Source organism: Streptomyces sp. NPDC048442 (assembly GCF_040651475.1).
Taxonomy (GTDB): Bacteria; Actinomycetota; Actinomycetes; order Streptomycetales; family Streptomycetaceae; genus Streptomyces.
Genome location: NZ_JBEZKB010000001.1, coordinates 305,418 through 331,660, shown reverse-complemented (window position 1 = coordinate 331,660; position 26,243 = coordinate 305,418). Strand labels below are relative to the sequence as shown.

Sequence of the window (26,243 nt, the reverse complement as noted above, 5' to 3'; positions counted from 1 at the left end):
TGGTCAAGACGGCGTCAAGAAACCGTCAGTAATTAGTTTACCGAACCTTTTACGTCGCAAGCGGTCCCTGCCCCATGCACCCGTGGACGCGTCTACGAACCCTTCCGGAACGCCCACGACAGATCCGGCTCCGTCACCACCCGCAGCGCCCGCCGCACCGGCGGCGTGCACAGCACCGTCACCAGGGCCACCGCGGCCAGCGTGACCACGATCCGCCCCAGCGGAGTGCCCAGGTGGTACCGCTCCGCCCAATGCGCGTAATCCGCGTACTTGATCACGAAGCCGTGCAGCAGGTACCCGCAGATCGTGCCCGAGCCCAGTGCCGTGAACCACATCCGCCGCCGGGGCACCCACGCCAGGAAGCAGGCCGTCAGCATCAGCGCCGCACCGAACATCGCGTACGTCATCAGCACCCCCAGCCACCACGGCTGGTCCAGCTCCTGCACGCTGTGATTGCGGTACACCCAGTCCAGTTGCGTATACGGCACCGCCCAGTACAGGAACGCCGCCGAAGCCGCGAACACCGGAATCGCCGCCCACCGCACCGACCACCGCTGCACCAGCCGGAAGTGCTGGGGCCGCAGCCGCAGCCCCAGCACGAAGAACGGCAGGAACTGCAGCACCCGCTGCACCGACAACTGCTCGCTCATGCCCGGTGTCACCGCCGCAGCGGTCGCGATCACCAGCGAGATCTGCACCGGCCACCGGACGGCCATGAACAGCGGAGTCAGCAGCCGCCACACGAACAGCGCCATCAGGAACCACATCAGGAACCACGGCGACAGCAGCCGCGGCGACACCGGCCCGTCCTCCATGAACCCGAAGAACAACGCGTACGCCGTCTGGAAGACCACGTACGGCACCACTACGCTCGACACGAGCCGCATCAGCTTGTGCGGACGCATGCCGAAGGACCGCGAGAAATAGCCGGAGATCAAAATGAAGGCCGGCATGTGGAAGACATACACGAGCACATACAGCGTTTCGGTCGCCCGGCTCCCGGAGAGCACCAGCGGCCACGAGTGCCCCACGGCGACGAGCACGATCGCCAGGTACTTCGCATTGTCGAAGTAGGCGTCCCGTCTCTCCTTGCCCGGTGCGGGCACAGGGGTCTTCGCCGAGGAAGGGGCGGGCCGTAGTGCCGGTACCGGTTCCGTCAGCGGAGGCAGCGGGGCCCTCTGTTGCGTCTGGGGAGACTGGAGCATTTGAGGCACCCTAGTGGCGCCCACGACGATCCGTCACGCATCGCTGTACGGCCGTCGCGTGCCGCCGCGGCATACGCGCACTGCCTCCGCGACGCCCCCGCGGCGACTTCGCAGCGTACGAGCAGGTGCACAACAGCCAAGATCACGTCGCGATCCGGCCAACGAGGGCCATCAACAGTGCGTCACCCGGCAGTCAGTGATGGGGTGTTGGTGGCACGATGGCCTAGCGGGGGAAGCACTGGGCCGTGTGTCCCCGGGCCGGCAAGGCGGACCGACCAAGGGTGTGATCAGTTGTGGCCATTTCACTGTCAGTGGTGTTGCTGTTGGCAGTCGTCCTCGTGGTGTTGATACGAGGCGGCTCGCTCAAAGCGGGACCCGCTGTCGTAGCGGTGCTCTTCGGGTTCTTCCTTGCCTCCACCGGCATGGCGGACGACATACAACGGTTCCTCAACTCCCTTGCCAGCACCCTCAACAACATCAAGTTCTGAGGAACAATCCTGAAGAAGTTTCCGAAGTTTCCGAGGAACAGACAAAAAACCTCCGGCCCGGCGAGCGAACTCACCGGGCCGGAGGCCGTTGCAGAGCGGGCGACGGGAATCGAACCCGCGTAGCTAGTTTGGAAGACTAGGGCTCTACCATTGAGCTACGCCCGCACACGCACCGCAGGGACGCCGGAGCGACCGCGGTACGGAGAGCATCGTAGCGGGTCCAGGTGCGTCGACGCACACCCCGTTCCCATGAGCCGGTAAAGCGGCCGACGCGGTACCCGCGGGCATGTACCCTACGTGTCGCACCGACGGGGTGTGGCGCAGCTTGGTAGCGCGTCCGCTTTGGGAGCGGAAGGTCGTCGGTTCGAATCCGGCCACCCCGACCAGCAGAATCCCTCTTCATCCTTGCCACAGGTCCCCCCACAAGATCGCATTGTGGGAGCACGTCCGCTTGCCGTTACTATGCAAGCTGCGTGCCCGTGTGTCTGATACCGGGCTCGATCAGCAGGACCGCCCAACTGAGCGGTTCGGCAGAACCCAAGAAGTCAGCCACCAAGGAGACCGAACCGTGAAGAGCGCCGTGGAGACCCTGAACCCGACCCGGGTTCGGCTCAGCATTGAGGTGCCCTTCGAGGAGCTCAAGGACAGCCTCGACGCGGCGTACAAGAAGATCAACCAGCAGGTCACGGTGAAGGGCTTCCGCAAGGGGAAGATCCCGAACCGAGTCATCGACCAGCGGTTCGGCCGTGGCGCTGTTCTGGAGGAGGCCGTCAACGACGCCCTCCCGAAGTTCTACACCGAGGCCGTCAACGAGGGTGAGCTGAACCCGCTGGGTCAGCCCGAGGTGGACATCACGGAGCTGAAGGACGGCGAACTGCTGTCCTTCACCGCCGAGGTCGACATCCGCCCGTCGATCGAGATCCCGGACTACTCCGGCATCGAGGTCGAGGTCGACGCCGTCACCGTCTCCGACGAGGACGTCGCGAAGGCTGTCGAGGACCTGCGTGGTCGCTTCGCCTCCACCAACCCGGTGGAGCGCGCCGCCGAAGACGGCGACGTCGTCACGATCGACCTTGAGGCCAAGGTCGACGGCGAGGTCCTGGAGGACGGCGTGGCCGAGGGTGTTTCGTACACCATCGGCTCCGGCGAGCTCCTCGAAGGCATCGACGAGGCCGTCAAGGGCCTGGAGGCCGGTGGCGAGGCCACCTTCACCTCCCAGCTCAAGGGCGGCTCCGCCGAGGGCAAGGACGCGGAGGTCACCGTGAAGGTGTCCGCCGTCGCCGCCCGTGAACTCCCCGAGCTGGACGACGAGTTCGCCCAGATGGCGAGCGAGTTCGACACGCTGGAGGAGCTGACGGCCGACAGCCGCAAGCGCCTTGAGAACATGAAGCAGTACGACCAGGCCACCCAGGCCCAGGAGCGCGTGCTCGACAAGCTCATCGAGCTCGTCGAGGTCCCGATCCCCGAGAACCTCCTCGCGGACGAGGTCAAGACCCGCAAGCACAACCTGGAGCACCACCAGCTCGGTCAGATGGGCATCGACCTCGCGAAGTACCTGGAGATCCAGGGCAAGACCGAGGAAGAGTTCGACGCCGAGACCGCCGAGCAGGCGATCAAGGGCATCAAGACCCAGTTCATCCTCGACGAACTGGTCAACAAGGAGAAGCTGAACGTGAACCAGGAGGAGCTCACCGAGCACCTCATGCGTCGCGCGCAGTCCTCCGGCATGTCCCCCGACGAGTTCGCCAAGGCCGTCGTCGAAGGCGGCCAGGTCCCGATGCTCGTCGGTGAGGTCGCGCGCGGCAAGGCGCTCGCCGTCGTCGTCGAGGCCGTCACGGTCAAGGACACGAACGGTGAGCTCGTCGAGCTCGACGATGACGAAGACGAGGCTGCTGAGACGGTCGAGGCTGCCGAGACGGCCGACGCCGTCGAGGCCGCCGAGGGCGAGACCGACGTGAAGGACGCCGCCGAGGCCAAGTAGGCCCCGGCAGCCCCTGAGCACAGCACCGCCAGTCACGACGACGGGCCCGGACGCAGACTTGCGTCCGGGCCCGTCGCCGTCCCCCCGGCAGGCATCCGTCGCCTTCCCCCCCCGGCAGGTACCCGTCGCCTCACCGCCCGGCAGGCCCCCTCGCCCCGTACGACGGGCCCGCACACCTGATCCCACGACCTTGCGCTCCCAGCGAACAGTTCCGGAAGCGGGATGGCGTTGTCCTACCTGCGCGTTAGGGTCCATGAGTAGGCGGGTTGGGTGGGATACCCGACCCCCCGTACAAAGACGCTGAGACGGCCGGAGCCGTCAGAGACGAGCAGGTGGAATACGTGACGAATCTGATGCCCTACGCCGCCGGCGAGCAGCTCCTCGGTGGAGGCCTCGGCGACCAGGTCTACAGCCGACTGCTTGGTGAGCGCATCATCTTCCTCGGCCAGCAGGTCGACGACGACATTGCCAACAAGATCACGGCGCAGCTCCTCCTCCTGGCCGCCGAGCCGGAGAAGGACATCTACCTCTACATCAACAGCCCCGGTGGCTCGGTCTCGGCCGGCATGGCCGTCTACGACACCATGCAGTACATCCCGAACGACGTCGTCACCATCGGCATGGGAATGGCGGCCTCCATGGGCCAGTTCCTGCTGACCGGCGGCACCGCGGGCAAGCGCTTCGCACTTCCGCACACGGACATCCTGATGCACCAGGGCTCCGCGGGCATCGGCGGTACGGCGTCGGACATCAAGATCCAGGCCGAGTACCTGCTGCGTACCAAGAAGCGCATGGCGGAGATCACCGCCCTGCACTCCGGTCAGACCGTCGAGGCGATCATCCGCGACGGCGACCGCGACCGCTGGTACACCGCCGAGGAGGCCAAGGACTACGGCCTCATCGACGAGATCATCACCGCTGCTTCGGGCGTTCCGGGCGGCGGCGGCACCGGGGCCTGATCCCCGCGCCCCAACCGCTCCGCAACTTCCACCCCAGAACGCCACCAGGATGGTGAACACCCACATGAGCAACTTCTCCGCCCCCAACGGCCTCTACACCGGCCCGCAGGTGGACAACCGCTACATCGTGCCGCGCTTCGTCGAGCGCACCTCGCAGGGCGTCCGTGAGTACGACCCGTACGCGAAGCTCTTCGAGGAGCGCGTGATCTTCCTCGGCGTGCAGATCGACGACGCGTCCGCCAACGACGTCATGGCGCAGCTGCTGTGCCTGGAGTCGATGGACCCCGACCGCGACATCTCGATCTACATCAACTCGCCCGGCGGCTCCTTCACGGCGCTCACCGCGATCTACGACACGATGCAGTTCGTGAAGCCCGACATCCAGACGGTCTGCATGGGCCAGGCGGCCTCGGCCGCCGCCGTCCTGCTCGCCGCCGGTACGCCGGGCAAGCGCATGGCGCTTCCGAACGCCCGCGTGCTGATCCACCAGCCGTCCTCGCAGACCGGCCGCGAGCAGCTCTCCGACCTGGAGATCGCGGCCAACGAGATCCTGCGGATGCGGACCCAGCTGGAGGAGCTGCTCGCGAAGCACTCCACCACGCCGATCGAGAAGATCCGCGACGACATCGAGCGCGACAAGATCCTCACGGCCGACGACGCCTTGGCGTACGGCCTGGTCGACCAGATCGTCTCGACCCGCAAGACCACGGCCTCGGCTGCGGCCTGAAGCTCCGGCCGGGCCCTCGGCGGAGTCATCGGCCGGGCGAAGTAACGGGTCCTGCCCACCCCTTGGCACGGTGCACGTCATCGTGAACCGTGCCAAGGGGGGCCCGAACGGGGGGTCGGGCAAGGTACCGTCGAAGATTGAGGCACCAGGAGCCGCTGTACCAGGCGGCTTCCCAGGCGAAGGGGATTCACCTCGTGGCACGCATCGGTGACGGCGGAGACCTGCTGAAGTGCTCGTTCTGCGGAAAGAGCCAGAAGCAGGTGAAGAAGCTCATCGCAGGTCCCGGTGTGTACATCTGCGACGAGTGCATCGATCTCTGCAACGAGATCATCGAGGAGGAGCTCGCCGAGACGAGCGAGGTCCGCTGGGAGGAACTTCCCAAGCCTCGCGAGATCTACGAGTTCCTCGAGGGGTACGTCGTCGGGCAGGAGCCCGCGAAGAAGGCCCTCTCGGTGGCGGTCTACAACCACTACAAGCGCGTCCAGGCCGGTGAGAACGGCGGCGGTGCGAGCCGCGAGGACGCGATCGAGCTCGCCAAGTCCAACATCCTGCTGCTCGGCCCGACCGGCTCCGGCAAGACGCTGCTCGCGCAGACCCTCGCCCGGATGCTGAACGTGCCGTTCGCCATCGCCGACGCCACGGCGCTGACGGAAGCGGGCTATGTCGGCGAGGACGTCGAGAACATCCTCCTGAAGCTGATCCAGGCCGCTGACTACGACGTCAAGAAGGCCGAAACCGGGATCATCTACATCGACGAGATCGACAAGGTCGCGCGGAAGAGCGAGAACCCGTCGATCACGCGCGATGTGAGCGGCGAGGGCGTCCAGCAGGCGCTCCTCAAGATCCTTGAGGGCACAACGGCCTCCGTACCTCCGCAGGGCGGGCGCAAGCACCCGCACCAGGAGTTCATCCAGATCGACACGACGAACGTGCTGTTCATCGTGGGCGGCGCGTTCTCCGGCCTGGAGAAGATCATCGAGTCGCGGGCCGGCGCCAAGGGCATCGGCTTCGGCGCGACGATCCGCTCCAAGCGGGAGATCCAGGCGAGCGACCAGTTCTCGGAGATCATGCCGGAGGACCTGGTCAAGTTCGGGATGATCCCGGAATTCATCGGCCGTCTGCCGGTGATCACTTCGGTCCACAACCTGGACCGCGAGGCGCTCCTCAAGATCCTCGTCGAGCCGCGCAACGCACTGGTCAAGCAGTACCAGCGCCTCTTCGAACTCGACGGCGTCGAGCTGGACTTCGACCTTCCGGCGCTGGAGGCCATCGCCGACCAGGCGATCCTGCGCGGCACCGGCGCGCGTGGCCTGCGGGCCATCATGGAGGAGGTCCTCCAGTCGGTGATGTACGAGGTGCCGTCCCGCAAGGACGTCGCACGGGTTGTCATCACCGAGGAGGTCGTCCAGTCCAACGTCAACCCGACCCTGGTGCCGCGCGAGCCGCGCATCATCGGCAAGAGCGACGGCGGACGGCACGAGAAGTCGGCGTAGCGGTTCTTGGTGCACGTACGAGGAGGGCCCGCCCGGTTCACACCGGGCGGGCCCTCCTCGTTGTCGACCGCGAGGGTCACTTCTTGACGCGGACGTCCTTGCGGAGCTTGGCGAGCATCTCGGCCGTCGCGTCCATCGAGAACGGCTGCTGCGCGTTACTCGCGCTGCCCGCGGCCATGGTGCTGTAGTCCGCCCAGGCACAGATGAAGCTCTGCTGCATCTGCTTGGTGGCCTTGTTCGGGGCCTGGACCTCCTGGCACTTCATCAGCGCGTTGTCCAGGCCGGCGGGCGAGACGCTCTGTGGGGTGCCGACCAGCTGCCCCTTGCCCTCCTTGCCCGCGTCCTTCTGGGCGCTGAGCCGCACGGACTCGAAGTAGGACGTGAGGGCCTTCTCCGGGTCCTTAATGGTGCCGTACGCGCCCAGGAAGTTCATGCTCTTGGCCTTGTTGAGGGATTCCATCAACGAAGGGTCGGTGGGGCTGAGCTTGGAGGTGTCGAGCGTCGTGTAACCGGTGCCCGTCATCGTGAAGTCGGTGACCCCGGCCGTCTCGAAGACCTTCTTCGACTCCGGGTCGCCCTGCGAGACGGGAGCCTGCTTGGGGTGCTTGTACTCCCCGCCCAGCACCGTCTCCGGCGTCGTCAGCTTGTGCGGCCCGTCGTCCTTGATGCCGTTGAAGAAGAGGAAGTACGCACCCGCGCCCGCCGCCGCGAGGACGACCACCGCGAGGGTGACGATCAGGCCGGTCTTCTTTTTCTTCGGGGCCTCCGGGGCACCGGGGTACTGCTGCTGACCGTACGGGTCCTGCGGAGGCTGCTGACCGTAGGGGGGCTGCTGGCCGTACGGAGGCTGCGGCTGCTGCCCGTACGGCTGCTGCTGCGGCGGTGCCTGCTGCGGGTAGCCGTACTGAGGCTGGGCCGGCGGCGCCTGCTGGGGGTAGCCGTAACCGGGCTGGCCCTGCGGCGGCTGCTGGCCGTAGGGGCCGCTCTGGCCGCCGTACGGGTTCGGCTGCTGCGGCTGCTGGCCGCCGTACGGGCCGGGCTGGTTGTAGCTCATGTACGGAGTTCCCCTCCAGATGCTTATGCGTCGCGAACATCCTGGCGGACGGGTGGGACACACATGCTTCCGGGGGCCGGACTGTTACCTAACAAACGCGTTTCGGAGCGGTACCCGCAGGCCCTTAAACTGGCCGCGTGACCGAGAACTCTCAGACTCCGCAGCCCGCAGCCACCGACGCATTGCCGACGACCTACACGCCGGCCACCGTAGAGGGGCCGCTGTACGAGCGCTGGGTAGAACGCGGTTACTTCACGGCCGACGCAAAGAGCGACAAGCCCGCGTACACCGTCGTCATCCCGCCGCCGAACGTCACCGGCAGCCTGCACCTGGGCCACGCCTTCGAGCACACGCTGATCGACGCCCTCACCCGCCGCAAGCGCATGCAGGGCTTCGAGACGCTGTGGCAGCCGGGCATGGACCACGCCGGCATCGCCACCCAGAACGTCGTCGAGCGGGAGCTCGCCAAGGACGGCAAGTCCCGCCACGACCTGGGCCGCGAGGCGTTCGTCGAGCGCGTCTGGCAGTGGAAGGAAGAGTCCGGCGGCCAGATCTCCGGCCAGATGCGCCGCCTCGGCGACGGCGTCGCCTGGGACCGCGAGCGCTTCACCATGGACGAGGGACTGTCGATCTCCGTCCAGACCATCTTCAAGAAGATGTACGACGACGGCCTGATCTACCGCGCCGAGCGCATCATCAACTGGTGCCCGCGCTGTCTGACGGCCATCTCCGACATCGAGGTCGACTACCAGGACGACGACGGCGAGCTCGTCTCCATGAAGTACGGCGAGGGCGAGGACACCATCGTCGTCGCCACCACCCGCGCAGAGACGATGCTCGGCGACACCGCCGTCGCCGTCCACCCCGACGACGAGCGCTACGCCCGCCTCATCGGCAAGCAGATCAAGCTGCCGCTGACCGACCGCACCATCCCCGTCGTCGCCGACACGCACGTCGACCCGGAGTTCGGCACCGGCGCCGTCAAGGTGACCCCGGCGCACGACCCGAACGACTTCGCCATCGGCCAGCGTCACGACCTGGAGACCATCCAGGTCCTCGACGAGCGCGGCATCATCATCACCCCCGGCCCCTTCCAGGGCCTGGACCGCTTCGAGGCCCGCTCCACGATCGTCGCCGCCCTGCGCGCCGAGGGCCGGATCGTCGCCGAGAAGCGTCCGTACGTCCACTCCGTCGGCCACTGCTCCCGCTGCAAGACCACGCTGGAGCCGCGTCTGTCGATGCAGTGGTGGGTCAAGGTCGAGACGCTCGCCAAGGCGGCCGGCGACGCCGTCCGCGACGGCCGCGTCAACATCCACCCGGCCGAGCTGACGCCGCGCTACTTCGACTGGGTCGACAACCTCAACGACTGGTGCATCTCGCGCCAGCTCTGGTGGGGCCACCGCATCCCCGTCTGGCACGGCCCGAACGGCGAAATGGTCTGCGTCGGACCGGGCGAAGAGGCGCCCACCGGCGAGGGCTGGCACCAGGACACCGACGTCCTCGACACCTGGTTCTCCTCCGGCCTGTGGCCGTTCTCGACCATGGGCTGGCCGGAGCGGACCGAGTCGCTGGAGAAGTTCTACCCGAACTCCGTCCTGGTCACCGGCTACGACCTGATGTTCTTCTGGGTCGCCCGGATGATGATGTTCGGCCTGTACGCCATGGGCGACGTTCCGTTCCGCACCATCGCCTTCCACGGCATGGTCCGCGACGAGAGCGGCAAGAAGATGTCGAAGTCCAAGGGCAACGTCGTCAACCCGCTCGACTGGATGGACAAGTACGGCTCCGACGCCGTCCGCTTCACCCTCGCGCGCGGCGCCAACCCGGGTGTCGACGTCCCGATCGGCGAGGACTGGGTCCAGGGTTCGCGCAACTTCGCCAACAAGATCTGGAACGCGACCCGCTTCGCGCTCATGAACGGCGCGACGGTCGAGGGCGAGCTGCCGACCCCCGAGCAGATGACGGCCACCGACCGCTGGATCCTCTCCCGCCTCAACACGGTCGTCGCCCAGGTCGACGCGCTCTACGACGACTACCAGTTCGCCAAGCTGTCCGACGCCCTCTTCCACTTCGCGTGGGACGAGGTCTTCGACTGGTACGTCGAGCTGTCCAAGACGACGTTCTTCGCGGAGGGCGAGCAGGCCAAGGTCTCCGCGCGCGTCCTCGGCGAGGTCCTGGACGTCACCCTGCGTCTGCTGCACCCGGTCGTCCCGTTCGTCACGGAGACGCTGTGGACGACCCTCACCGGCGGCGAGTCCCTCGTCGTCGCCGACTGGCCCAAGGACTCAGGCTTCCGCGACACCGCCGCGGAGCAGGAGATCGAGCTCGTCCAGCAGGTCGTCACCGAGGTCCGCCGGTTCCGCTCCGACCAAGGCCTGCAGCCCGGCCAGAAGGTCCCGGCCGAGCTCACCCTGACCGGTACGGCGCTGGCGCCCCACGAGGCGGCCATCCGGCAGCTGCTGCGGCTCCAGCCGGCCGGGGACGGCTTCCACGCCACCGCCTCGCTGCCCGTCGCCGGTGCCACGGTCGCCCTCGACCTCTCCGGCACCATCGACGTCGCCGCCGAGCGCAAGCGCCTCACCAAGGACCTGGAGGCCGCCAAGAAGGAGGTCGCCCAGGCGAACGCCAAGCTCGGCAACGAGGCGTTCCTCGCCAAGGCCCCCGACAACGTGGTGGACAAGATCCGCGGCCGTCTGAGCAAGGCCGAGGCCGACATCGAGCGCATCACCGCGCAGATCGAGGCACTGCCGCAGCAGTAGGCGGTACGTACACCGCAGGGCCCCGCACCGAGTGGTGCGGGGCCCTGCGTCATGCACCCTGACGAGTGCCACACCTCACGCACAACGGGACAGAAGTCCGCTCAATCAGGGCGAAAGGCCCTGCATCATGGAGCGTATGCACGACAAGCCCACCGCCTCGCCGGTCCACCGGGCCTGGGCGGCGGGCCGTCACTGGCTGGAATGCCGCACGGTCGACAGGCGCACCCTGGACCTGTGCGTACCGCTGATCTGCTTCGCCCTGATGCTCCTGGACGTACCGGGCCTGGCCGCGGCCGACAACTCCCTCAACGGGATCTCCGCCGCCGCCGTCCTCGCCGCGGGCGCGAGCACCCTGCTGCTGCGCCGCCGCCTGCCCTGGATCCCGTACGTCGTCGCGCTCGGTCTGCTCGGATGGCTGCATGAGCTCACCCTGATCCAGTTCGCCCTGTACTCGGTGGGCCGCTACCGGGGGAGGGCCGCCGCGATCGTGGCGACGCTCGGCTACGGGCTCTTCGCCTACGGGATGTTCCTGACGCCGGGGTGGCCGGAGAACAGCGCCGCCACCCTCATGGAGTTCCTGAGCCTCGTCGTGCCCATCGGGGTGCTCGCCGCCGGCGTCGGCGTCGCCGCGTACCGGCAGGACCTCGTCAGGGAACTGGAGGTCCAGCAGGGGCGCACGGCCGCCCTCCAGGCCGTACAGCAGGAGCGGCTGTCAGTGGCGCGCGACGTGCACGACTTCGTGGGACGGGAACTGACCTTGCTCGCCGTACGGTCCGAGGTGCTCGCCGTACGGGCGCGGGGCGAGGCCCACCAGAAGGACTTCGACGAACTGTCCGAGACCGCCCGCAAGGCCCACCGCATCCTCAACGAGATCATCGTTCAGCGCGCCCAGGAACGGGACGCCACCCCCGGCATCGACGCCCTGGCCGTGCTCGCCGTCGAGGGGGAGCGGGCCGGCAGCCCGGTGGAGCTCGACATCGACGGACGCGCCGCCGCACTGTCGCCGCTGCGCCAGGCCGCCGTCTACCGGGTCGTCCAGGAGTGCCTGACGAACGCCGTCAAGCACGCGCCCCAGGAGGCCGTACGGGTACGGATCACGCTCGACGGCGTACACCTGCGCATCGAGGTGTGCAACGACCTGCCCAGCACGGTGCCCGCCAAGCAGCCCGTCTCGGCAGGCACCGGCACCTTCTCGATGGAGGAGCGGGTACAGGCCATGGGCGGCACCCTCCTGGCGGGCCACCACGAGGGGAAGTACCGGGTGCTCGCGGTGCTGCCCGCCGGGGTCTGAACTTCCCGCCGGGATCCCGGGGAGCCCCGCCGCTCAGCTCGCCGCAAGCAGCTTGTGGAGATTGTCGAAGTCCTCCACGCACTTGCCGGAGCCCAGCGCCACACAGTCCAGCGGATTGTCCGCGACGTAGACCGGGATGCCGGTCGCCGCCGAGATCCGCAGATCGAGGCCCGGCAGCAGGGCGCCGCCGCCGGTCAGCACGATCCCGTGCTCCATGACATCGCCGGACAGCTCCGGCGGGCACTCCTCCAGCGTGGTGCGCACCGCCGCGATGATCGCCTCCACCGGCTCCTCCAGCGCCGCCCGCACCTCGGCCACCGAGAGGTCCAGGGTCATCGGCAGACCGCCGACCTTCTGCCGGCCCCGGATGGTGAACGTCTCCTGCTCCAGCTCCGGCCGCGCGGGCACCGGCCACGCCGAACCGATCGCGACCTTGATGTCCTCGGCGGTGCGCTCGCCGATCAGCAGCCGGTACTCCTTGCGCACGTAGTCGGTGATCGCGGCGTCCATCCGGTCGCCGCCGACCCGCAGCGACTGCGCAGTCACGATGCCGCCCAGCGAGATCACCGCGACCTCCGTGGTGCCGCCGCCGATGTCCACCACCATCGAACCGCGCGCCGACGACACCGGAAGACCCGCACCGATCGCCGCCGCCATCGGCTCCTCTATGAGGTGAACGGCGCGGGCACCGGCCCGGTCCGCGGCGTGCACGATGGCCCGCCGCTCCACCGGCGTCACCCCGCTCGGCACGCACACGACCATGCGGGTGCGCGGGCGGCGGCCCGGGACCGCCTTGCGGACGAAGTGCCGGATCATCTCCTCGGCCGCCTCGTAGTCGCTGATCACCCCGTCCCTGAGAGGGCGGATCGCGGTGATCGAACCAGGGGTCCGGCCGATGGTCTCCTTGGCCTCGGTGCCGACGGCCAGCGCCGTCGTCGAACCGGCCTTCACCGCCACCACCGAGGGCTCGTTGAGGACGATGCCGCGCCCCCGCATGTACACCAGGGTGTTCGCCGTACCCAGGTCGATGCCTATGTCCCGGCTGTCCCGGCCACCACGCCTGCGCACAGCGGGCTGCGTCGTCTCGTCGCTCACTCGATATCCTCCCCAATCGTGATCTACCAGGGTCACACACTCGTTCGGTATGGAAGGGATAAATAGTCACCGCGGTCGCCGGCCGAAGGCGCTGTCCGCCGTTGTCGTACCCCCTCCGTAGACTGGCGGGGTGAGCGACCTTCCCCCGAACGACGACCATGCTTTCGAAGAGATCGTGGAGGCCGAGACCGGCCGCGATCCCGACCTCGCCGTCATCGAGGCCGGCAGCCGCACCCTGCGTACCCAGGGCGCCGCCCCGGCCGACGACACCCTGCCCACCCGGCCCGCGGACCCGGAGGTGGACAAGGCGCTGCGCGCGGTCGAGACCGAACTCGCGGGCCGCTGGGGCGAGACCAAGCTCGAACCCTCCGTCACCCGGATCGCCGCCCTGATGGACGTCCTGGGCGAGCCCCAGCGGGCGTACCCCTCCATCCACATCACCGGCACCAACGGCAAGACCAGCACGGCCCGCATGATCGAGGCCCTCTTCGGCGCCTTCGAGCTGCGCACCGGCCGCTACACCAGCCCCCACGTGCAGTCGATCACCGAGCGCATCAGCCTGGACGGTCTGCCGATCAGCGCCGAGCGCTTCGTGGAGACGTACGAGGACATCAAGCCGTACGTCGAGATGGTCGACGCCGCGCAGGACTACCGCCTCTCCTTCTTCGAGGTCCTGACCGGCATGGCCTACGCGGCCTTCGCCGACGCCCCCGTGGACGTGGCGGTCGTCGAGGTCGGCATGGGCGGCACCTGGGACGCCACCAACGTCATCGACGCGGCCGTCGCCGTCGTCACCCCCATCTCCCTCGACCACACCGACCGGCTCGGCACGACGCCCGGCGAGATCGCGGGCGAGAAGGCCGGGATCATCAAGCAGGACGCGACCGTCGTCCTGGCACAGCAGCCGGTCGACGCGGCACAGGTCATGCTGAAGACGGCTGTCGGGGTCGACGCGACGGTGGCCCGCGAGGGCATGGAGTTCGGCGTCGTCGCCCGCGAGGTCGCCGTCGGCGGCCAGCTGGTCACCCTGCGCGGACTCGGCGGGGAGTACGAAGAGGTCTTCCTCCCGCTCCACGGCGCCCACCAGGCACACAACGCGGCCGTCGCGCTCGCCGCCGTCGAAGCCTTCTTCGGCATCGGCGCGGAGCACGCCCGCACCCTGGACATCGACACTGTCCGCAAGGCGTTCGCCTCGGTGACGTCCCCCGGCCGGATGGAGGTCGTACGGCGCAGCCCGACCGTCGTCCTGGACGCCGCGCACAACCCGGCGGGGGCACGGGCGGCGGCGGAGGCGGTCGGCGAGGCATTCAGCTTCAGCCGGCTGATCGGAGTCGTCGGCGCGAGCGGCGACAAGGACGTACGAGGCGTCCTCGAAGCGTTCGAACCGATCTTCGCCGAAGTGGTAGTGACACGGAACTCGACCCCCCGCGCCATGGACGTCGACGAACTCGCCGCGATCGCCGTCGAGGTGTTCGGCGACGACCGCGTCCAGGTCGAACCACGGCTCGACGACGCCATCGAGGAGGCGATCACGCTGGCCGAGGAGGACGGGGAGTTCTCCGGCGGCGGCGTGCTGGTCACCGGATCGGTGATCACTGTGGGAGAGGCCCGGCTGCTGCTGGGAAGGGGCTGAGTTCCTGTGCGTACGCTCTGTGCTTCGACGCTGATCGGCGAGTTCTTCGTGATCGGCTTCGCCGGGCTCGTCGCGATGAAGTCCGACGACCTGTCGATGACCACGGTCTGGACCGTGTGCGGCATCGCGATGCTGCTGTCCGTGCTGCTCTGCGGAATGATCACGCGGCCGGGAGGGCTCCAGCTGGGCTGGGCACTTCAGGCCGGACTGATCGTCAGCGGCTTCTGGGTGCCGCTGATGTTCTTCCTGGGCGCGGTCTTCGGAGGGCTGTGGTGGGCGTCGATCCACTACGGCCGCAAGATCGACGAGGCGAAGGCACGGTGGGCGGCGCAGGCGGAGGCGTAGGCGACCCCTAGAGGGGCGCGGGGAACTGCGCGACGAGCCACGACGCACCCGCAGGGATCGCACCCCGCCCGGACGGGCAGCCCCGGGGGTCCGGGCAGCGCCCGGGGAACGGTGGAAGGGCGGGGAGGGGCACGGCGCCGCAGGCAACGCCCCCCCCGCCCGCCCCCCCCATGCCTGACGCTGCGTGACAGGTCCCCCGTACGGCCCTGTAATCTGCGACCCACCGCGCCCGTGGCGCACACCCGCACACCGCACACCCGCGCACCGCACACCCGCGCACCGCACACCCGCACATCCAAGGAGCCCGCACCGTGACCCAGCGCACCCTCGTCCTGCTCAAGCCCGACGCCGTCCGCCGTGGACTCATCGGCGAGGTCATCGGCCGCATCGAGCGGAAGGCAGGCTGGACGATCAGCGCGCTGGAGCTGCGCAGCCTCGACCAGGACACCCTCGAAGCGCACTACGGCGAGCACAAGGGCAAGCCCTTCTACGAGCCCCTCGTCGCGTTCATGTCGTCGGGTCCGATCGTCGCCCTCGTCGTCGAGGGCGAGCGCGTCATCGAGGGCGTACGCCAGTTGGCCGGTCCGACCGACCCGATTGCCGCCGCTCCCGGGTCCATTCGGGGCGACTTCGGCACCATCGTCCGCGAGAACCTGATCCACGCCTCGGACTCCGAGGAGTCCGCCGAGCGCGAGCTCAAGCTGTTCTTCCCGGGCCTCGTCTGAACCGAACGACCACGGCGCCCGCCGACGCAATGTCAGCCGAACAGCGCCGCATGCCTGGGGCGACCGAAGTAATTCGGTCGCCCCTCGGCATATGCAACGCGACGGAGGGAACGCATCCCCCCGACACAGCGTCACCATGGGTGAGGCGGGTAGGTGTTCCGCCCACAATGGCGAAGGACCCTCGCGCGGTGACCGCACATGCGGCACTACGATGGACGTCACCGCGCCCGCAGCATCCAGCGCACCACCCACTTCGCCTACCGATACAAGCCATCGCACGCTCCACTCGGGAAGGCCCGACGCATCCTCATGGGGAAGAAGAGGGAACCAATGTCGTTCATCGGCCGTGATATGGCTGTCGACCTCGGGACCGCCAACACGCTGGTGTACGTCAGGGGTAAGGGCATCGTGCTCAACGAGCCCTCGGTCGTCGCCATCAACACCAACACCGGCGGCATCCTGGCCGTCGGCTCCGAAGCCAAGAAGATGATCGGCCGTACGCCGGGCAACATCGTTGCCGTACGGCCCCTGAAGGACGGCGTGATCGCCGACTTCGAGATCACCGAGCGGATGCTCCGCTACTTCATCCTGAAGATCCACAAGCGGCGCTACCTCGCCCGCCCGCGGGTCGTCGTCTGCGTGCCCTCCGGCATCACAGGGGTCGAGCGCCGCGCCGTGATCGAGGCGTCCACGCAGGCCGGTGCCCGTCAGGTGCACATCATCGAGGAGCCCATGGCCGCCGCCATCGGCTCCGGCCTGCCCGTCCACGAGGCCACCGGCAACATGGTCGTGGACATCGGCGGCGGCACCACCGAGGTCGCCGTCATCTCGCTCGGAGGAATCGTCACGGCACAGTCGATCCGCGTCGCGGGCGACGAGCTGGACAACGCGATCATCCAGCACATCAAGAAGGAGTACAGCCTCCTCCTCGGTGAGCGGACCGCCGAGCAGATCAAGATCACCATCGGTTCGGCGTTCGACCTCGACAAGGACGAGCACACCGAGATCCGCGGCCGCGACCTCGTGTCCGGACTGCCGAAGACCGTCGTGATCTCCGCGGCCGAGGTCCGCAAGGCCATCGAGGAGCCGGTCAACGCGATCGTCGACGCCGTGAAGACCACGCTCGACAAGTGCCCGCCGGAGCTGTCCGGCGACGTCATGGACCGCGGCATCGTCCTCACCGGCGGCGGCGCCCTGCTGCGCGGCCTCGACGAGCGGCTGCGCCGCGAGACCGGCATGCCGATCCACATCGCCGAGGACCCGCTGGACTCCGTCGCGCTCGGAGCCGGCAAGTGCGTGGAGGAGTTCGAGGCGCTCCAGCAGGTGCTGGACGCCCAGCCGCGCAGATAGCAGGACGCCAACCAGCGCCCGGGGTCACCTGCCGGCCCCGGGCACTGTGAAGAAATCCGCCGTACGGGCCCCTGCCGTCCCGTGCGGCGGATCGTTGATATACACGCATACGCATTTTTCCGACGAGGAAGGCACGGCCGCCGCACGTGAGGGACACACGAGAGAGCCGGCTGCTCCTGGTGCTGCTGATCGCCGTAGCGTTCGCGCTGATCACGGTCGACATCCGCGGCGGCGAACAGTCACCCGTCGACGGAGCCAGGCGGGCCGCCGCTGCCGTCTTCGGACCGGTGGAGAAGGGCGTCGCCACCGCGGTCGACCCGATCGGCAACGCGATCGGCGCGGTACGGGATTCCGGGGACAGCCACGACCAGCTCAAGGCCCTTGAGCGGGACAACCAGCAGCTCAGACTGCGGCTCGGCAGCGACGACCGCAACCAGAGCCGGGTGCGCGAGCTCGACGGCATGCTGAAGAAGGCCGGCGCCGGACAGTACGGCATCAAGGGCGCCGAGGTCATCGCCATAGGAGCGGCCCAGGGCTTCTCCTGGACCGTCACCCTCGACATCGGCAGCAACGACGGCGTCACCCGCGACATGACGGTCCTCAACGCGGACGGCCTCGTCGGCCGCGTCACCACCGTCGGCCCCGGCACCGCGACCGTACTGCTGGCCAACGACCCCAAGTTCACCGTCGGCACCCGCATGGAGAAGACCAACGAACTCGGGTTCGCAACCGGGCAGGGCGACCGCCCGCTCAGCGTCCAGTTCCTCAACGGCAAGGCCAAGGTCAAGCCCGGCGACCGCCTGGTGACCTTCGGCTCGCGCGTCGCGAAGCCCTTCGTGCCCGGCGTTCCGGTCGGTGAGGTGGTCCGCGTCGACCCGTCCGGCGGCGACCTCACCCGGACCGTGTACGTCCGCCCGTACGTCGGCTTCACCAAGCTCGACATCGTCGGCGTCGTCGTCCAGGCCCCGCGCACCGACCCCCGCGACACCGTCCTGCCGAACAAGCCCAAGCCCGCCCCGACGGTCACCGTCACAGTGACGCCGAAGCCCCCGACCGGCGCGAACAACGGCGACGGCAATGCCGCAAACAATGGCGACGCCGCAAACAATGGCGACGCCGCAAACAACGGCAACGGCAATGCTGTAAACAACGGCAACGGCAACGCTGTGAACAACGGCAACGGCGCGAACAACGGCAACGGCAACAACAACGGCGACGGTGCCGCCAACGGCAACGCCGCCGACCAGTAGGAGCTGAACCTGATGCGCTTCAACCGGATTCTGCTCTCCGCCACCCTGGTGGTCGTCGCCCTGGTCGTCCAGGTCACCGTCCTCGCCAGACTCCAACTCCCCGGCGCCGTACCCGACCTGACACTCCTCGTCGTCCTCGGCCTGGCCTTCGTCTACGGACACGTCAGCGGAGCTCTCATCGGCTTCGGCGCGGGCCTCCTCGCCGACCTCGCCCCGCCCGCCGACCACGCCGCCGGCCGCTACGCCCTCGTGCTCTGCGTCATCGGCTACCTCGCGGGCCTCGCCAAACCCGAGAACGGCCGGCTCCGCTCCGCCACCGGCCCGATGCTCGTCGTCGTGGCCGCGGCCCTCGGCTCCACCCTGCTGTACGCGGGCGTGGGCGCCCTCGTCGGCGACACCGCCGCCCGCCACGTCGGCCTCGGCGGACTGCTCTTCACGGCGGCGCTGTACGACCTGCTGCTCGCACCGTTCGTCGTCCCCGGCATCATGGCGCTCGCCCGGCGCGCCGACAACGACCCGCTCTCCGAATCCTCCTCCGGCGGCGCCGACGTCTCCGCCGGCTGGCTCTCCTCCGGCACGGGCCTGCGCATCGGCGAGCAGAAGGGCGGCCTGCGCCTGCGCGCCGCCCGCTCCAGGGCCTCCAAGGCCGGACGCATCAAGGGAGTGAAGCGCCTGTGACCAACATTCCGGAGACCGGCCGGACCCCCCGGGTCAGGATCCGGCTCATCGTCCTCCAGGTCCTCGTCTTCTCCCTGCTGCTCACCCTCGGCGGACGCCTCTGGTACCTCCAGATCCGCAACGGCGACGAATACACCGACGAGGCGAAGAACAACCACGTCCAGCAGGTCGTCCAGCCCGCCGTCCGCGGCTCCCTCCTCGACGCCCGCGGCGTCCCGCTCGCCGACAACGAGACCAAACTCGTCGTCTCCGCGTCCCGCACCGAACTCATGAAGATGAAGGACGACGGCAAAGCGGTCCTCACCCGCCTCGCCGACATCCTGGACATGAAGCCCAAGGACGTCACCGACAAGGTCCGGCTCTGCGACGCCAAGACCCCGCAGCCCTGCTGGAACGGCTCCCCGTACCAGCCGATCCCGGTCACCAACAAGGCCACCACCCAGCAGGCCCTCCAGATCCGCGAGCGCGCCGAGGACTTCCCCGGCATCACCGCCGAGCCCACCGCCGTGCGCCGCTACGCCGCCCCCGGCAAGGCCAACACCGCCCAGGTCCTCGGCTACCTCTCGCCCGTCACCGACGCCGAGATCGAGAAGGCCAAGGACTCCGACTCCCCGTACCTGCGCTCCGACCAGGTGGGCCGCTCGGGCCTGGAGCGTACGTACGACAAGGACCTGCGCGGCAAGGCCGGCGTCACCCGCTACGAGGTCGACAACCTCGGCCGCGTCATCGGTCTCGCCAAGGCCGACAAGGCGGAGCCCGGTGCGAACGTCGTCACCAGCATCGACGCCCGGGTGCAGGCCGTCGCCGAGTACGAACTGCTCGACGCGATGAAGGAAGCCCGCAAGGCGTTCGACAAGAACACCAGCACCAACTACAAGGCGGACGCGGGCGCCGTCGTCGTGATGGAGGCCAAGACCGGCCGCGTCGTCGCGATGGCCTCCAACCCCACCTACGACCCCAACTCCTGGGTCGGCGGCATCTCCGGCAAGGACTACGCGGCCCTCACCGGCAAGAACTCCAACTTCCCGCTGCTCAACCGCGCCATCCAGGCACAGGCCGCCCCCGGCTCGATCTTCAAGGTGATCCCGACGACCGCCGCCGTCAACGCCGGCTACGACTTCAACGGCAACTACCCCTGCCCGAGTTCGTACTCCATCGGCGGCCAGACCTTCACCAACTACGAGTCCAAGGGCCACGGAAGCATCAGCCTCGGCGGCGCCCTGGAAGTTTCCTGCGACACCGTCTACTACGCCCTCGCCCACCAGCAGTGGCAGCGCGACGGCGGCACCAAGCCGAAGAAGGACGCCAAGGACTGGTTCTACAAGACGGCCCACCAGTTCGGCCTCGGCAAGGAAACCGGCATCGACCTCCCCAACGAGGTCACCGGACGCGTCCCCGACCGGCAGTGGAAGCAGCGGTTCTGGGCGGCCAACAAGGACTCCTGGTGCAAGCAGGGAAAGAAGAACGGCACGTTCGTCGAGCAGATCGCCTTCGAGAACTGCATCGACGGCAACCAGATGCGCGCCGGTGACTCCGTCAACTACTCGATCGGCCAGGGCGACACCCTCGTCACGCCCATACAGATGGCGTCGATCTACGCGTCCATCGCCAACGGCGGCACCATCCACACCCCGTCCGTCGGCAAGGCGGTCGTCAGCGCCGACGGCAAGCACGTCAAGGAGATCAAGCCGAAGATCCAGGGCCGGCTGCCGATGAACGCGAGCACGCACAAATTGATAGACGAAGCCCTCGCGGGAGTCGCCACCCGGGGCACCGCCGCCTGGAGGTTCCAGGGCTGGCCCCAGGACAAGATCCCGATGCACGCCAAGACGGGTACCGCCGAGGTCTACGGCAAGCAGACCACCTCGTGGTTCGCCACGTACACCAAGGACTACTCGATCGTCATGACGATCGCGCAGGGCGGCACCGGCTCCGGCGCCTCGGGACCTGCCGTACGAAAGATCTACAACGCGCTGTACGGCCTCGACAAGGACGGCAAGTTCGACCCGAAGAAGGCCCTGCTGCCGCAGCCGCAGCAGAACCTCCCGAAGATCGAGACGGACGGCTCCATCGACTCGCCCGCCATCAAGCCCTACGTCCCCGAGCCCAAGGAGCCCGTCGAGCCGGTGGGGGTCGCAGGGCCCCCGGCGACCGGCACGGGACGCCCCGGCGCCGGCGGCACAGCCGGCCGGGGCATCCAGCGGATGGGGGACTGACATGGCCAACAGCGCACACGGCTTCTCCGTCCGGCGCTACGCACCCGAGCGCGGCGCCTTCGCCAAGCTCACCGCCCGCGACTCCCTCGTCCGCAAGCTCGACTGGCCGCTGCTGCTGTCGGCGGTCGCCCTGTCGGGCATCGGCGCACTCCTGGTGTGGTCGGCGACCCGCGGCCGTGACTCGCTCACGCACGGCGACCCGTACTACTTCCTCTTCCGGCACCTGCTCAACACCGGCATCGGCTTCGCCCTGATGGTCGGCACGATCTGGCTCGGCCACCGCACCCTGCGCGGCGCGGTGCCGATCCTGTACGGGCTCTCCGTCGTCCTGGTGCTCGCGGTGCTCACCCCCCTCGGCACCACGGTCAACGGCGCGCACGCATGGATCGCGGTGCCCGGCGGCTTCTCGCTCCAGCCCTCCGAGTTCACCAAGATCACGATCATCCTGGGCATGGCGATGCTGCTCGCCGCCCGGGTCGACGCCGGCGACCAGGCCCACCCCGACCACCGCACGGTGCTCAAGTCGCTGGGCGTCGCCGTCATCCCGATCATGATCATCATGCTGATGCCGGACCTCGGCTCGGTCATGGTCATCGCCATGATCATCCTGGGTGTGCTGCTGGCCTCCGGAGCCTCCAACCGGTGGGTGTTCGGGCTGGTCGGCGCGGGTGTCCTCGGGGCCGTCCTGGTGACGGCCCTCGGGCTGCTCGACGAGTACCAGATCAACCGCTTCGCCGCGTTCGCCAACCCGAACCTCGACCCGGCGGGCGTCGGCTACAACACCAACCAGGCACGCATCGCGATCGGCTCCGGCGGACTCACCGGCACGGGCCTCTTCAAGGGCTCGCAGACGACCGGCCAGTTCGTCCCGGAACAGCAGACCGACTTCGTCTTCACCGTGGCGGGCGAGGAACTCGGCTTCCTCGGCGCGGGCCTGATCCTCGTCCTCCTCGGCGTCATCCTGTGGCGCGCCTGCCGGATCGCCCGCGAGACGACCGAGCTGTACGGCACGATCGTCGCCGCCGGGATCATCGCCTGGTTCGCCTTCCAGTCGTTCGAGAACATCGGGATGACGCTCGGCATCATGCCGGTCGCAGGCCTCCCCCTGCCCTTCGTCTCCTACGGAGGCTCGTCGATGTTCGCGGTGTGGGTGGCGATCGGACTCCTGCAGTCCATCCGGGTGCAGCGGCCGCTCACGGCGTAGCGGCCTACCACGGCGCAGCGGCCGGCAAAAGGCGCAGGCGTTGCCATGCAGACGGCAGCGCCGCCTGCCGCCCCTCTGTCTGAAGGCCCCTCTCGCGTCTAGATTCGTGTCATGGCGGACACCAAGCGCGAGATCGAGCGGAAGTACGAAGCCACTACGACCGACACCGAGGGCCAACCCCAGCTGCCTGATTTCCTCAAGGTGGCCGGGGTCTCGTCCGTCGAGGACAAGGGCGTCGCCGCCCTCGACGCCGTCTACTACGACACCGGCACCCTCGCCCTCGCCGCCCACGCGATCACCCTGCGCCGCCGCACCGGCGGCGACGACGCGGGCTGGCACCTGAAACTCCCCGTCGCCCCGGACGTGCGCGACGAGATCCGCGCCCCCCTGGGCACGGCCGGCGAAGTGCCGCGAACCCTGTCCTCCCTCGTACGGGCCAGGACGCGCGGGGAGCCGCTGCTGGCGACCGTACGGCTGAAGTCCTCGCGGCGGGTCCGCCACCTCCTGGACGCGGCGGGGGAACTGCTCGCCGAGGTGAGCGTGGACGCGGTGACGGCCCAGCGGCTGGGCGCCGGCGAGCTGCGGGCCGTCTCCTGGACGGAGATCGAGGTGGAGCTCGCCGACGACGGCGACCCGGCGTTCCTGGACGCGGTGGAGAAGAAACTGCGCAAGGCGGGCGTACGGCCGTCCGCAGCGGCCTCGAAACTGGCGCGGGCACTGGAGGAGACGGGCGGCGGACCCGCCCACACCGCCGCCGAGGACGACGGCACGGCCGGAGCGCAGGTACTCGCGTACGTACGGAAGCAGGCCGAGGCCGTCGCCGTCTACGACCCGGCGGTACGGCGCGACCTGCCGGACTCGGTGCACCGGCTGCGGGTGGCGACACGGCGGATGCGCAGTGCCTTCAAGACCCACCGGAAGGTCCTGGACCGCACGGTCACCGACCCGATCGGCGACGAACTGAAATGGCTGGCGGGCGAATTGGGCGTCGACCGCGACCAGGAAGTACTCGCCGCCCGCCTGTCCGCCCGGCTGTCCGCCGTGCCCCGCACACTGCTCCTGGGGCCGGTACACGGCCGGCTGCGGATCTGGTCGGCGGCGCGCCGCAGCGGATCCAGGCGGCGGACCCTCGCCGTCCTGAACTCCCGCCGCTACCTGGAACTGCTGCGCTCCCTGGACGCACTGCTCGCCGACCCGCCGCTGCTGAAGGCGGCGGCGAAGGACGCGGCCCCGGTCCTGCGTGCGGCGCTCGCCAAGGACCACGCACGCCTGGCCGACCGTACGGAACACGCACTGTCCCTCGCCCCCGGCGGCGAACGGGACGTCGCCCTCCACGAAGCCCGCAAGGCCGCGAAACGCCTGCGCTACGCGGCGGAATCGGCGCGCCCGACCCTGGGCAAACCGGCGAACCGGCTGCGCAAGAGGGTCAAGGACGTCCAGTCGGTACTGGGCGACCACCAGGACAGCGTGGTCGCCCGCGCCGAACTGAGGAACCTCGCGATCCAGGCGTACGCGGCAGGCGAGACGACCTTCGTGTGGGGCCTGCTGTACGGGCAGGAGGAGCGGGTCGGGGCGGAACGGGAGAGGGAGCTGGCAGAGGTGTGGGGGAGGGTGCACTTCAACCCGTCCGGCCTCTGAGGACGCGCGGACACAGTCCGAGCCCGCGGCGCGGCCCCGAACGCCACCTCACCGGCGCGAGCCGGGCCCTTCCCCGCCCCGCGCACAAGCGGTCCGTACAAACCCGCTCCGCACCCGAGTTAGGCTTGAGGGTCCCCCTGCCCGCTCATGAGAGACACCGCGATGCCTGTTGAGTCGGTCTTCCCCCGCCTGGAAGCCCTCCTGCCGCATGTGCAGAAGCCCATCCAGTACGTCGGCGGTGAGCTGAACTCCACCGTCAAGCCGTGGGAGAGCTGCGACGTCCGCTGGGCGCTCATGTACCCGGACGCGTACGAGGTCGGGCTGCCCAACCAGGGCGTCATGATCCTCTATGAGGTGCTCAACGAGCAGGACGGCGTCCTCGCCGAGCGCACCTACAGCGTGTGGCCCGACCTCGAAGAACTGATGCGCAAGCACGACGTGCCGCAGTTCACCGTCGACGCCCACCGCCCGGTGAAGAACTTCGACGTCTTCGGACTGTCCTTCTCCACCGAGCTCGGCTACACCAACATGCTGACCGCGCTCGACCTCGCCGGCATCCCCCTGAACGCCGCCGACCGCACCCTGGACGACCCGATCGTCCTCGCGGGCGGCCACGCGGCGTTCAACCCGGAGCCGATCGCCGAGTTCATCGACTGCGCCGTCATCGGCGACGGCGAGCAGGCCGTCCTCGACATGACGCAGATCATCCGGACCTGGAAGGCGGAGGGCCGCCCCGGCGGCCGTGAGGAAGTCCTCTTCCGCCTCGCCAGGACCGGCAACGTCTACGTCCCCGCGTTCTACGACGTCGAGTACCTGCCCGACGGCCGCATCGCCCGCGTCGTACCGAACAAGTCCGGCGTGCCGTGGCGCATCTCCAAGCACACCGTCATGGACCTCGACGAGTGGCCCTACCCCAAGCAGCCCCTCGTCCCGCTCGCGGAGACCGTCCACGAGCGGATGTCCGTCGAAATCTTCCGCGGCTGCACCCGCGGCTGCCGTTTCTGCCAGGCCGGCATGATCACGCGCCCCGTACGGGAGCGAAGCATCACCGGCATCGGCGAAATGGTCGAGAAGGGCCTGAAGGCGACCGGCTTCGAAGAAGTCGGCCTGCTCTCGCTCTCCTCCGCGGACCACACCGAGATCGCCGAGGTCGCCAAGGGCCTCGCCGACCGCTACGAAGCGGACAAGATCGGCCTGTCCCTCCCCTCCACCCGCGTCGACGCCTTCAACGTGGACCTCGCCAACGAGCTGACCCGCAACGGCCGCCGCTCGGGCCTCACCTTCGCCCCCGAGGGCGGCAGCGAGCGCATGCGCAAGGTCATCAACAAGATGGTCTCGGAGGAGGACCTGATCCGTACGGTCTCCACCGCGTACGGCAACGGCTGGCGCCAGGTGAAGCTGTACTTCATGTGCGGCCTGCCCACCGAGACCGACGAGGACGTCCTGCAGATCGGCGACATGGCGGTCAACGTCATCGCCGAGGGCCGCAAGGTCTCCGGGCAGAACGACATCCGCTGCACCGTCTCCATCGGCGGCTTCGTCCCCAAGCCGCACACGCCCTTCCAGTGGGCCCCGCAGCTGAGCGCCGAAGAGACCGACGCGCGCCTCACCAAGCTCCGCGACAAGATCCGCGGCGACAAGAAGTACGGCCGCTCGATCGGCTTCCGCTACCACGACGGCAAGCCCGGCATCGTCGAGGGCCTGCTCTCCCGCGGCGACCGCCGCATCGGCTCTGTCATCCGCGCCGTCTACGAGGGCGGCGGCCGCTTCGACGGCTGGCGCGAATACTTCTCGTACGACAGGTGGATGCAGGCCGCGGCCAAGACGCTGCCCGAGTACGGCGTCGACGTCGACTGGTACACCACCCGCGAGCGCACCTACGAAGAGGTCCTGCCCTGGGACCACCTGGACTCCGGTCTCGACAAGGACTGGCTCTGGGAGGACTGGCAGGACTCGCTCGACGAGACCGAGGTCGAGGACTGCCGCTGGACCCCGTGCTTCGACTGTGGCGTGTGTCCGCAGATGGACACCTCCATCCAGATCGGCCCCACCGGCAAGAAGCTGCTGCCGCTGTCGGTCGTCAAGTAGCGCGAGCGGTATACGCAGAGGTCCGGCCGAGGGGTGTTGTTCCCTCGGCCGGACCTCTGCGCGT

The 26,243-nt window shown here is 68.7% G+C and carries 20 protein-coding genes and 2 tRNA genes; 18 read left to right on the top strand and 4 right to left on the bottom strand.

The features are described 5' to 3' along the window. Positions 1–92 precede the first annotated feature (92 nt). Positions 93–1,205, bottom strand: coding sequence for an acyltransferase family protein (locus tag AB0D18_RS01550; protein WP_362410917.1), 1,113 nt, complete (start codon positions 1,203–1,205; stop codon positions 93–95). Between the two features lie 293 nt (positions 1,206–1,498). Here AB0D18_RS01550 and AB0D18_RS01545 point away from each other — a divergent pair, with 293 nt between their 5' ends. After that, positions 1,499–1,693 carry a hypothetical protein gene (locus AB0D18_RS01545; protein ID WP_362410914.1) on the top strand — a complete coding sequence of 65 codons (195 nt, stop codon included), beginning with the start codon at positions 1,499–1,501 and terminating at the stop codon, positions 1,691–1,693. A gap of 94 nt (positions 1,694–1,787) precedes the next feature. Here the strand turns inward: AB0D18_RS01545 and AB0D18_RS01540 are convergent. After that, a tRNA-Gly gene (locus tag AB0D18_RS01540) sits at positions 1,788–1,858 on the bottom strand. Positions 1,859–2,002: 144 nt separating this feature from the next. On the opposite strand from AB0D18_RS01540, the gene AB0D18_RS01535 reads away from it, so the two are divergent. From AB0D18_RS01535 to clpX, 5 genes are all read left to right on the top strand, one after another. Then, positions 2,003–2,079, top strand: a tRNA-Pro gene (locus AB0D18_RS01535). A gap of 182 nt (positions 2,080–2,261) precedes the next feature. Beyond that, entirely contained in the window at positions 2,262–3,674 is a 1,413-nt protein-coding gene (gene tig / locus AB0D18_RS01530; protein ID WP_362410911.1) for a trigger factor, read from the top strand. 341 nt (positions 3,675–4,015) lie between these two features. Next, positions 4,016–4,633 carry an ATP-dependent Clp protease proteolytic subunit gene (locus AB0D18_RS01525; protein ID WP_362410908.1) on the top strand — a complete coding sequence of 206 codons (618 nt, stop codon included), beginning with the start codon at positions 4,016–4,018 and terminating at the stop codon, positions 4,631–4,633. Positions 4,634–4,682: 49 nt separating this feature from the next. Beyond that, positions 4,683–5,360, top strand: a complete 678-nt coding sequence (locus AB0D18_RS01520) for an ATP-dependent Clp protease proteolytic subunit (RefSeq protein WP_362410905.1) — start codon at positions 4,683–4,685, stop codon at positions 5,358–5,360. A 194-nt stretch (positions 5,361–5,554) separates the two neighbouring features. Next, the gene (clpX, locus tag AB0D18_RS01515; RefSeq protein ID WP_362412101.1) at positions 5,555–6,853 is read left to right on the top strand and encodes an ATP-dependent Clp protease ATP-binding subunit ClpX; all 1,299 of its coding nucleotides are present in this window, start codon (positions 5,555–5,557) and stop codon (positions 6,851–6,853) included. A gap of 76 nt (positions 6,854–6,929) precedes the next feature. On the opposite strand, the gene AB0D18_RS01510 is transcribed toward clpX, so the two are convergent. Further along, a complete protein-coding gene (locus AB0D18_RS01510; protein WP_362410902.1) occupies positions 6,930–7,907 on the bottom strand; it encodes a hypothetical protein in 978 nt (325 codons plus the stop codon). Between the two features lie 137 nt (positions 7,908–8,044). Here AB0D18_RS01510 and AB0D18_RS01505 point away from each other — a divergent pair, with 137 nt between their 5' ends. Both AB0D18_RS01505 and AB0D18_RS01500 read left to right on the top strand, forming a co-directional pair. Next, on the top strand, positions 8,045–10,666 hold the full coding sequence (locus tag AB0D18_RS01505) for a valine--tRNA ligase (RefSeq protein WP_362410899.1): 2,622 nt from the start codon (positions 8,045–8,047) through the stop codon (positions 10,664–10,666). Between the two features lie 136 nt (positions 10,667–10,802). After that, positions 10,803–11,957 (top strand): ATP-binding protein, encoded by a 1,155-nt coding sequence (locus AB0D18_RS01500; protein WP_362410897.1) that lies wholly within the window; start codon positions 10,803–10,805, stop codon positions 11,955–11,957. A 33-nt stretch (positions 11,958–11,990) separates the two neighbouring features. On the opposite strand, the gene AB0D18_RS01495 is transcribed toward AB0D18_RS01500, so the two are convergent. Then, entirely contained in the window at positions 11,991–13,052 is a 1,062-nt protein-coding gene (locus tag AB0D18_RS01495; RefSeq protein ID WP_362410894.1) for a rod shape-determining protein, read from the bottom strand. Positions 13,053–13,182: 130 nt separating this feature from the next. On the opposite strand from AB0D18_RS01495, the gene AB0D18_RS01490 reads away from it, so the two are divergent. The 10 genes from AB0D18_RS01490 to AB0D18_RS01445 all read left to right on the top strand — a co-directional run bounded on the left by AB0D18_RS01490 (position 13,183) and on the right by AB0D18_RS01445 (position 26,179). Then, complete coding sequence (locus AB0D18_RS01490) at positions 13,183–14,685, top strand: folylpolyglutamate synthase/dihydrofolate synthase family protein (RefSeq protein ID WP_362410891.1); 1,503 nt, start codon at positions 13,183–13,185, stop codon at positions 14,683–14,685. A 6-nt stretch (positions 14,686–14,691) separates the two neighbouring features. Next, complete coding sequence (locus AB0D18_RS01485; protein ID WP_362410888.1) at positions 14,692–15,030, top strand: DUF4233 domain-containing protein; 339 nt, start codon at positions 14,692–14,694, stop codon at positions 15,028–15,030. A gap of 311 nt (positions 15,031–15,341) precedes the next feature. After that, on the top strand, positions 15,342–15,755 hold the full coding sequence (ndk, locus tag AB0D18_RS01480; protein ID WP_345222994.1) for a nucleoside-diphosphate kinase: 414 nt from the start codon (positions 15,342–15,344) through the stop codon (positions 15,753–15,755). A gap of 330 nt (positions 15,756–16,085) precedes the next feature. Then, positions 16,086–17,105, top strand: coding sequence for a rod shape-determining protein (locus tag AB0D18_RS01475; RefSeq protein ID WP_362410885.1), 1,020 nt, complete (start codon positions 16,086–16,088; stop codon positions 17,103–17,105). A 146-nt stretch (positions 17,106–17,251) separates the two neighbouring features. After that, positions 17,252–18,355 (top strand): rod shape-determining protein MreC, encoded by a 1,104-nt coding sequence (gene mreC, locus AB0D18_RS01470; protein WP_362410882.1) that lies wholly within the window; start codon positions 17,252–17,254, stop codon positions 18,353–18,355. A gap of 12 nt (positions 18,356–18,367) precedes the next feature. Next, entirely contained in the window at positions 18,368–19,033 is a 666-nt protein-coding gene (gene mreD, locus AB0D18_RS01465; protein WP_362410879.1) for a rod shape-determining protein MreD, read from the top strand. Continuing rightward, positions 19,030–21,249, top strand: a complete 2,220-nt coding sequence (gene mrdA / locus AB0D18_RS01460) for a penicillin-binding protein 2 (protein WP_362410876.1) — start codon at positions 19,030–19,032, stop codon at positions 21,247–21,249. Before mreD ends, mrdA begins: the two co-directional genes overlap by 4 nt. A gap of 1 nt (position 21,250) precedes the next feature. Further along, positions 21,251–22,453 (top strand): rod shape-determining protein RodA, encoded by a 1,203-nt coding sequence (gene rodA, locus AB0D18_RS01455; protein WP_362410873.1) that lies wholly within the window; start codon positions 21,251–21,253, stop codon positions 22,451–22,453. A gap of 111 nt (positions 22,454–22,564) precedes the next feature. Continuing rightward, the gene (locus AB0D18_RS01450) at positions 22,565–24,091 is read left to right on the top strand and encodes a CYTH and CHAD domain-containing protein (protein WP_362410870.1); all 1,527 of its coding nucleotides are present in this window, start codon (positions 22,565–22,567) and stop codon (positions 24,089–24,091) included. Between the two features lie 162 nt (positions 24,092–24,253). Continuing rightward, positions 24,254–26,179, top strand: a complete 1,926-nt coding sequence (locus tag AB0D18_RS01445; RefSeq protein ID WP_362410867.1) for a TIGR03960 family B12-binding radical SAM protein — start codon at positions 24,254–24,256, stop codon at positions 26,177–26,179. Positions 26,180–26,243: the final 64 nt, after the last annotated feature.

Coding starts and splice junctions, on each gene's coding strand:
- AB0D18_RS01520 (WP_362410905.1), top strand. CDS start 4,683: ATGGTGAACACCCACATGAGCAACTTCTCCGCCCCCAACGGCCTCTAC.
- AB0D18_RS01550 (WP_362410917.1), bottom strand. CDS start 1,205: ATGCTCCAGTCTCCCCAGACGCAACAGAGGGCCCCGCTGCCTCCGCTG.
- mreD (WP_362410879.1), top strand. CDS start 18,368: ATGCGCTTCAACCGGATTCTGCTCTCCGCCACCCTGGTGGTCGTCGCC.
- AB0D18_RS01450 (WP_362410870.1), top strand. CDS start 22,565: ATGGCGGACACCAAGCGCGAGATCGAGCGGAAGTACGAAGCCACTACG.
- rodA (WP_362410873.1), top strand. CDS start 21,251: ATGGCCAACAGCGCACACGGCTTCTCCGTCCGGCGCTACGCACCCGAG.
- AB0D18_RS01445 (WP_362410867.1), top strand. CDS start 24,254: ATGCCTGTTGAGTCGGTCTTCCCCCGCCTGGAAGCCCTCCTGCCGCAT.
- AB0D18_RS01475 (WP_362410885.1), top strand. CDS start 16,086: ATGTCGTTCATCGGCCGTGATATGGCTGTCGACCTCGGGACCGCCAAC.
- AB0D18_RS01510 (WP_362410902.1), bottom strand. CDS start 7,907: ATGAGCTACAACCAGCCCGGCCCGTACGGCGGCCAGCAGCCGCAGCAG.
- AB0D18_RS01500 (WP_362410897.1), top strand. CDS start 10,803: ATGCACGACAAGCCCACCGCCTCGCCGGTCCACCGGGCCTGGGCGGCG.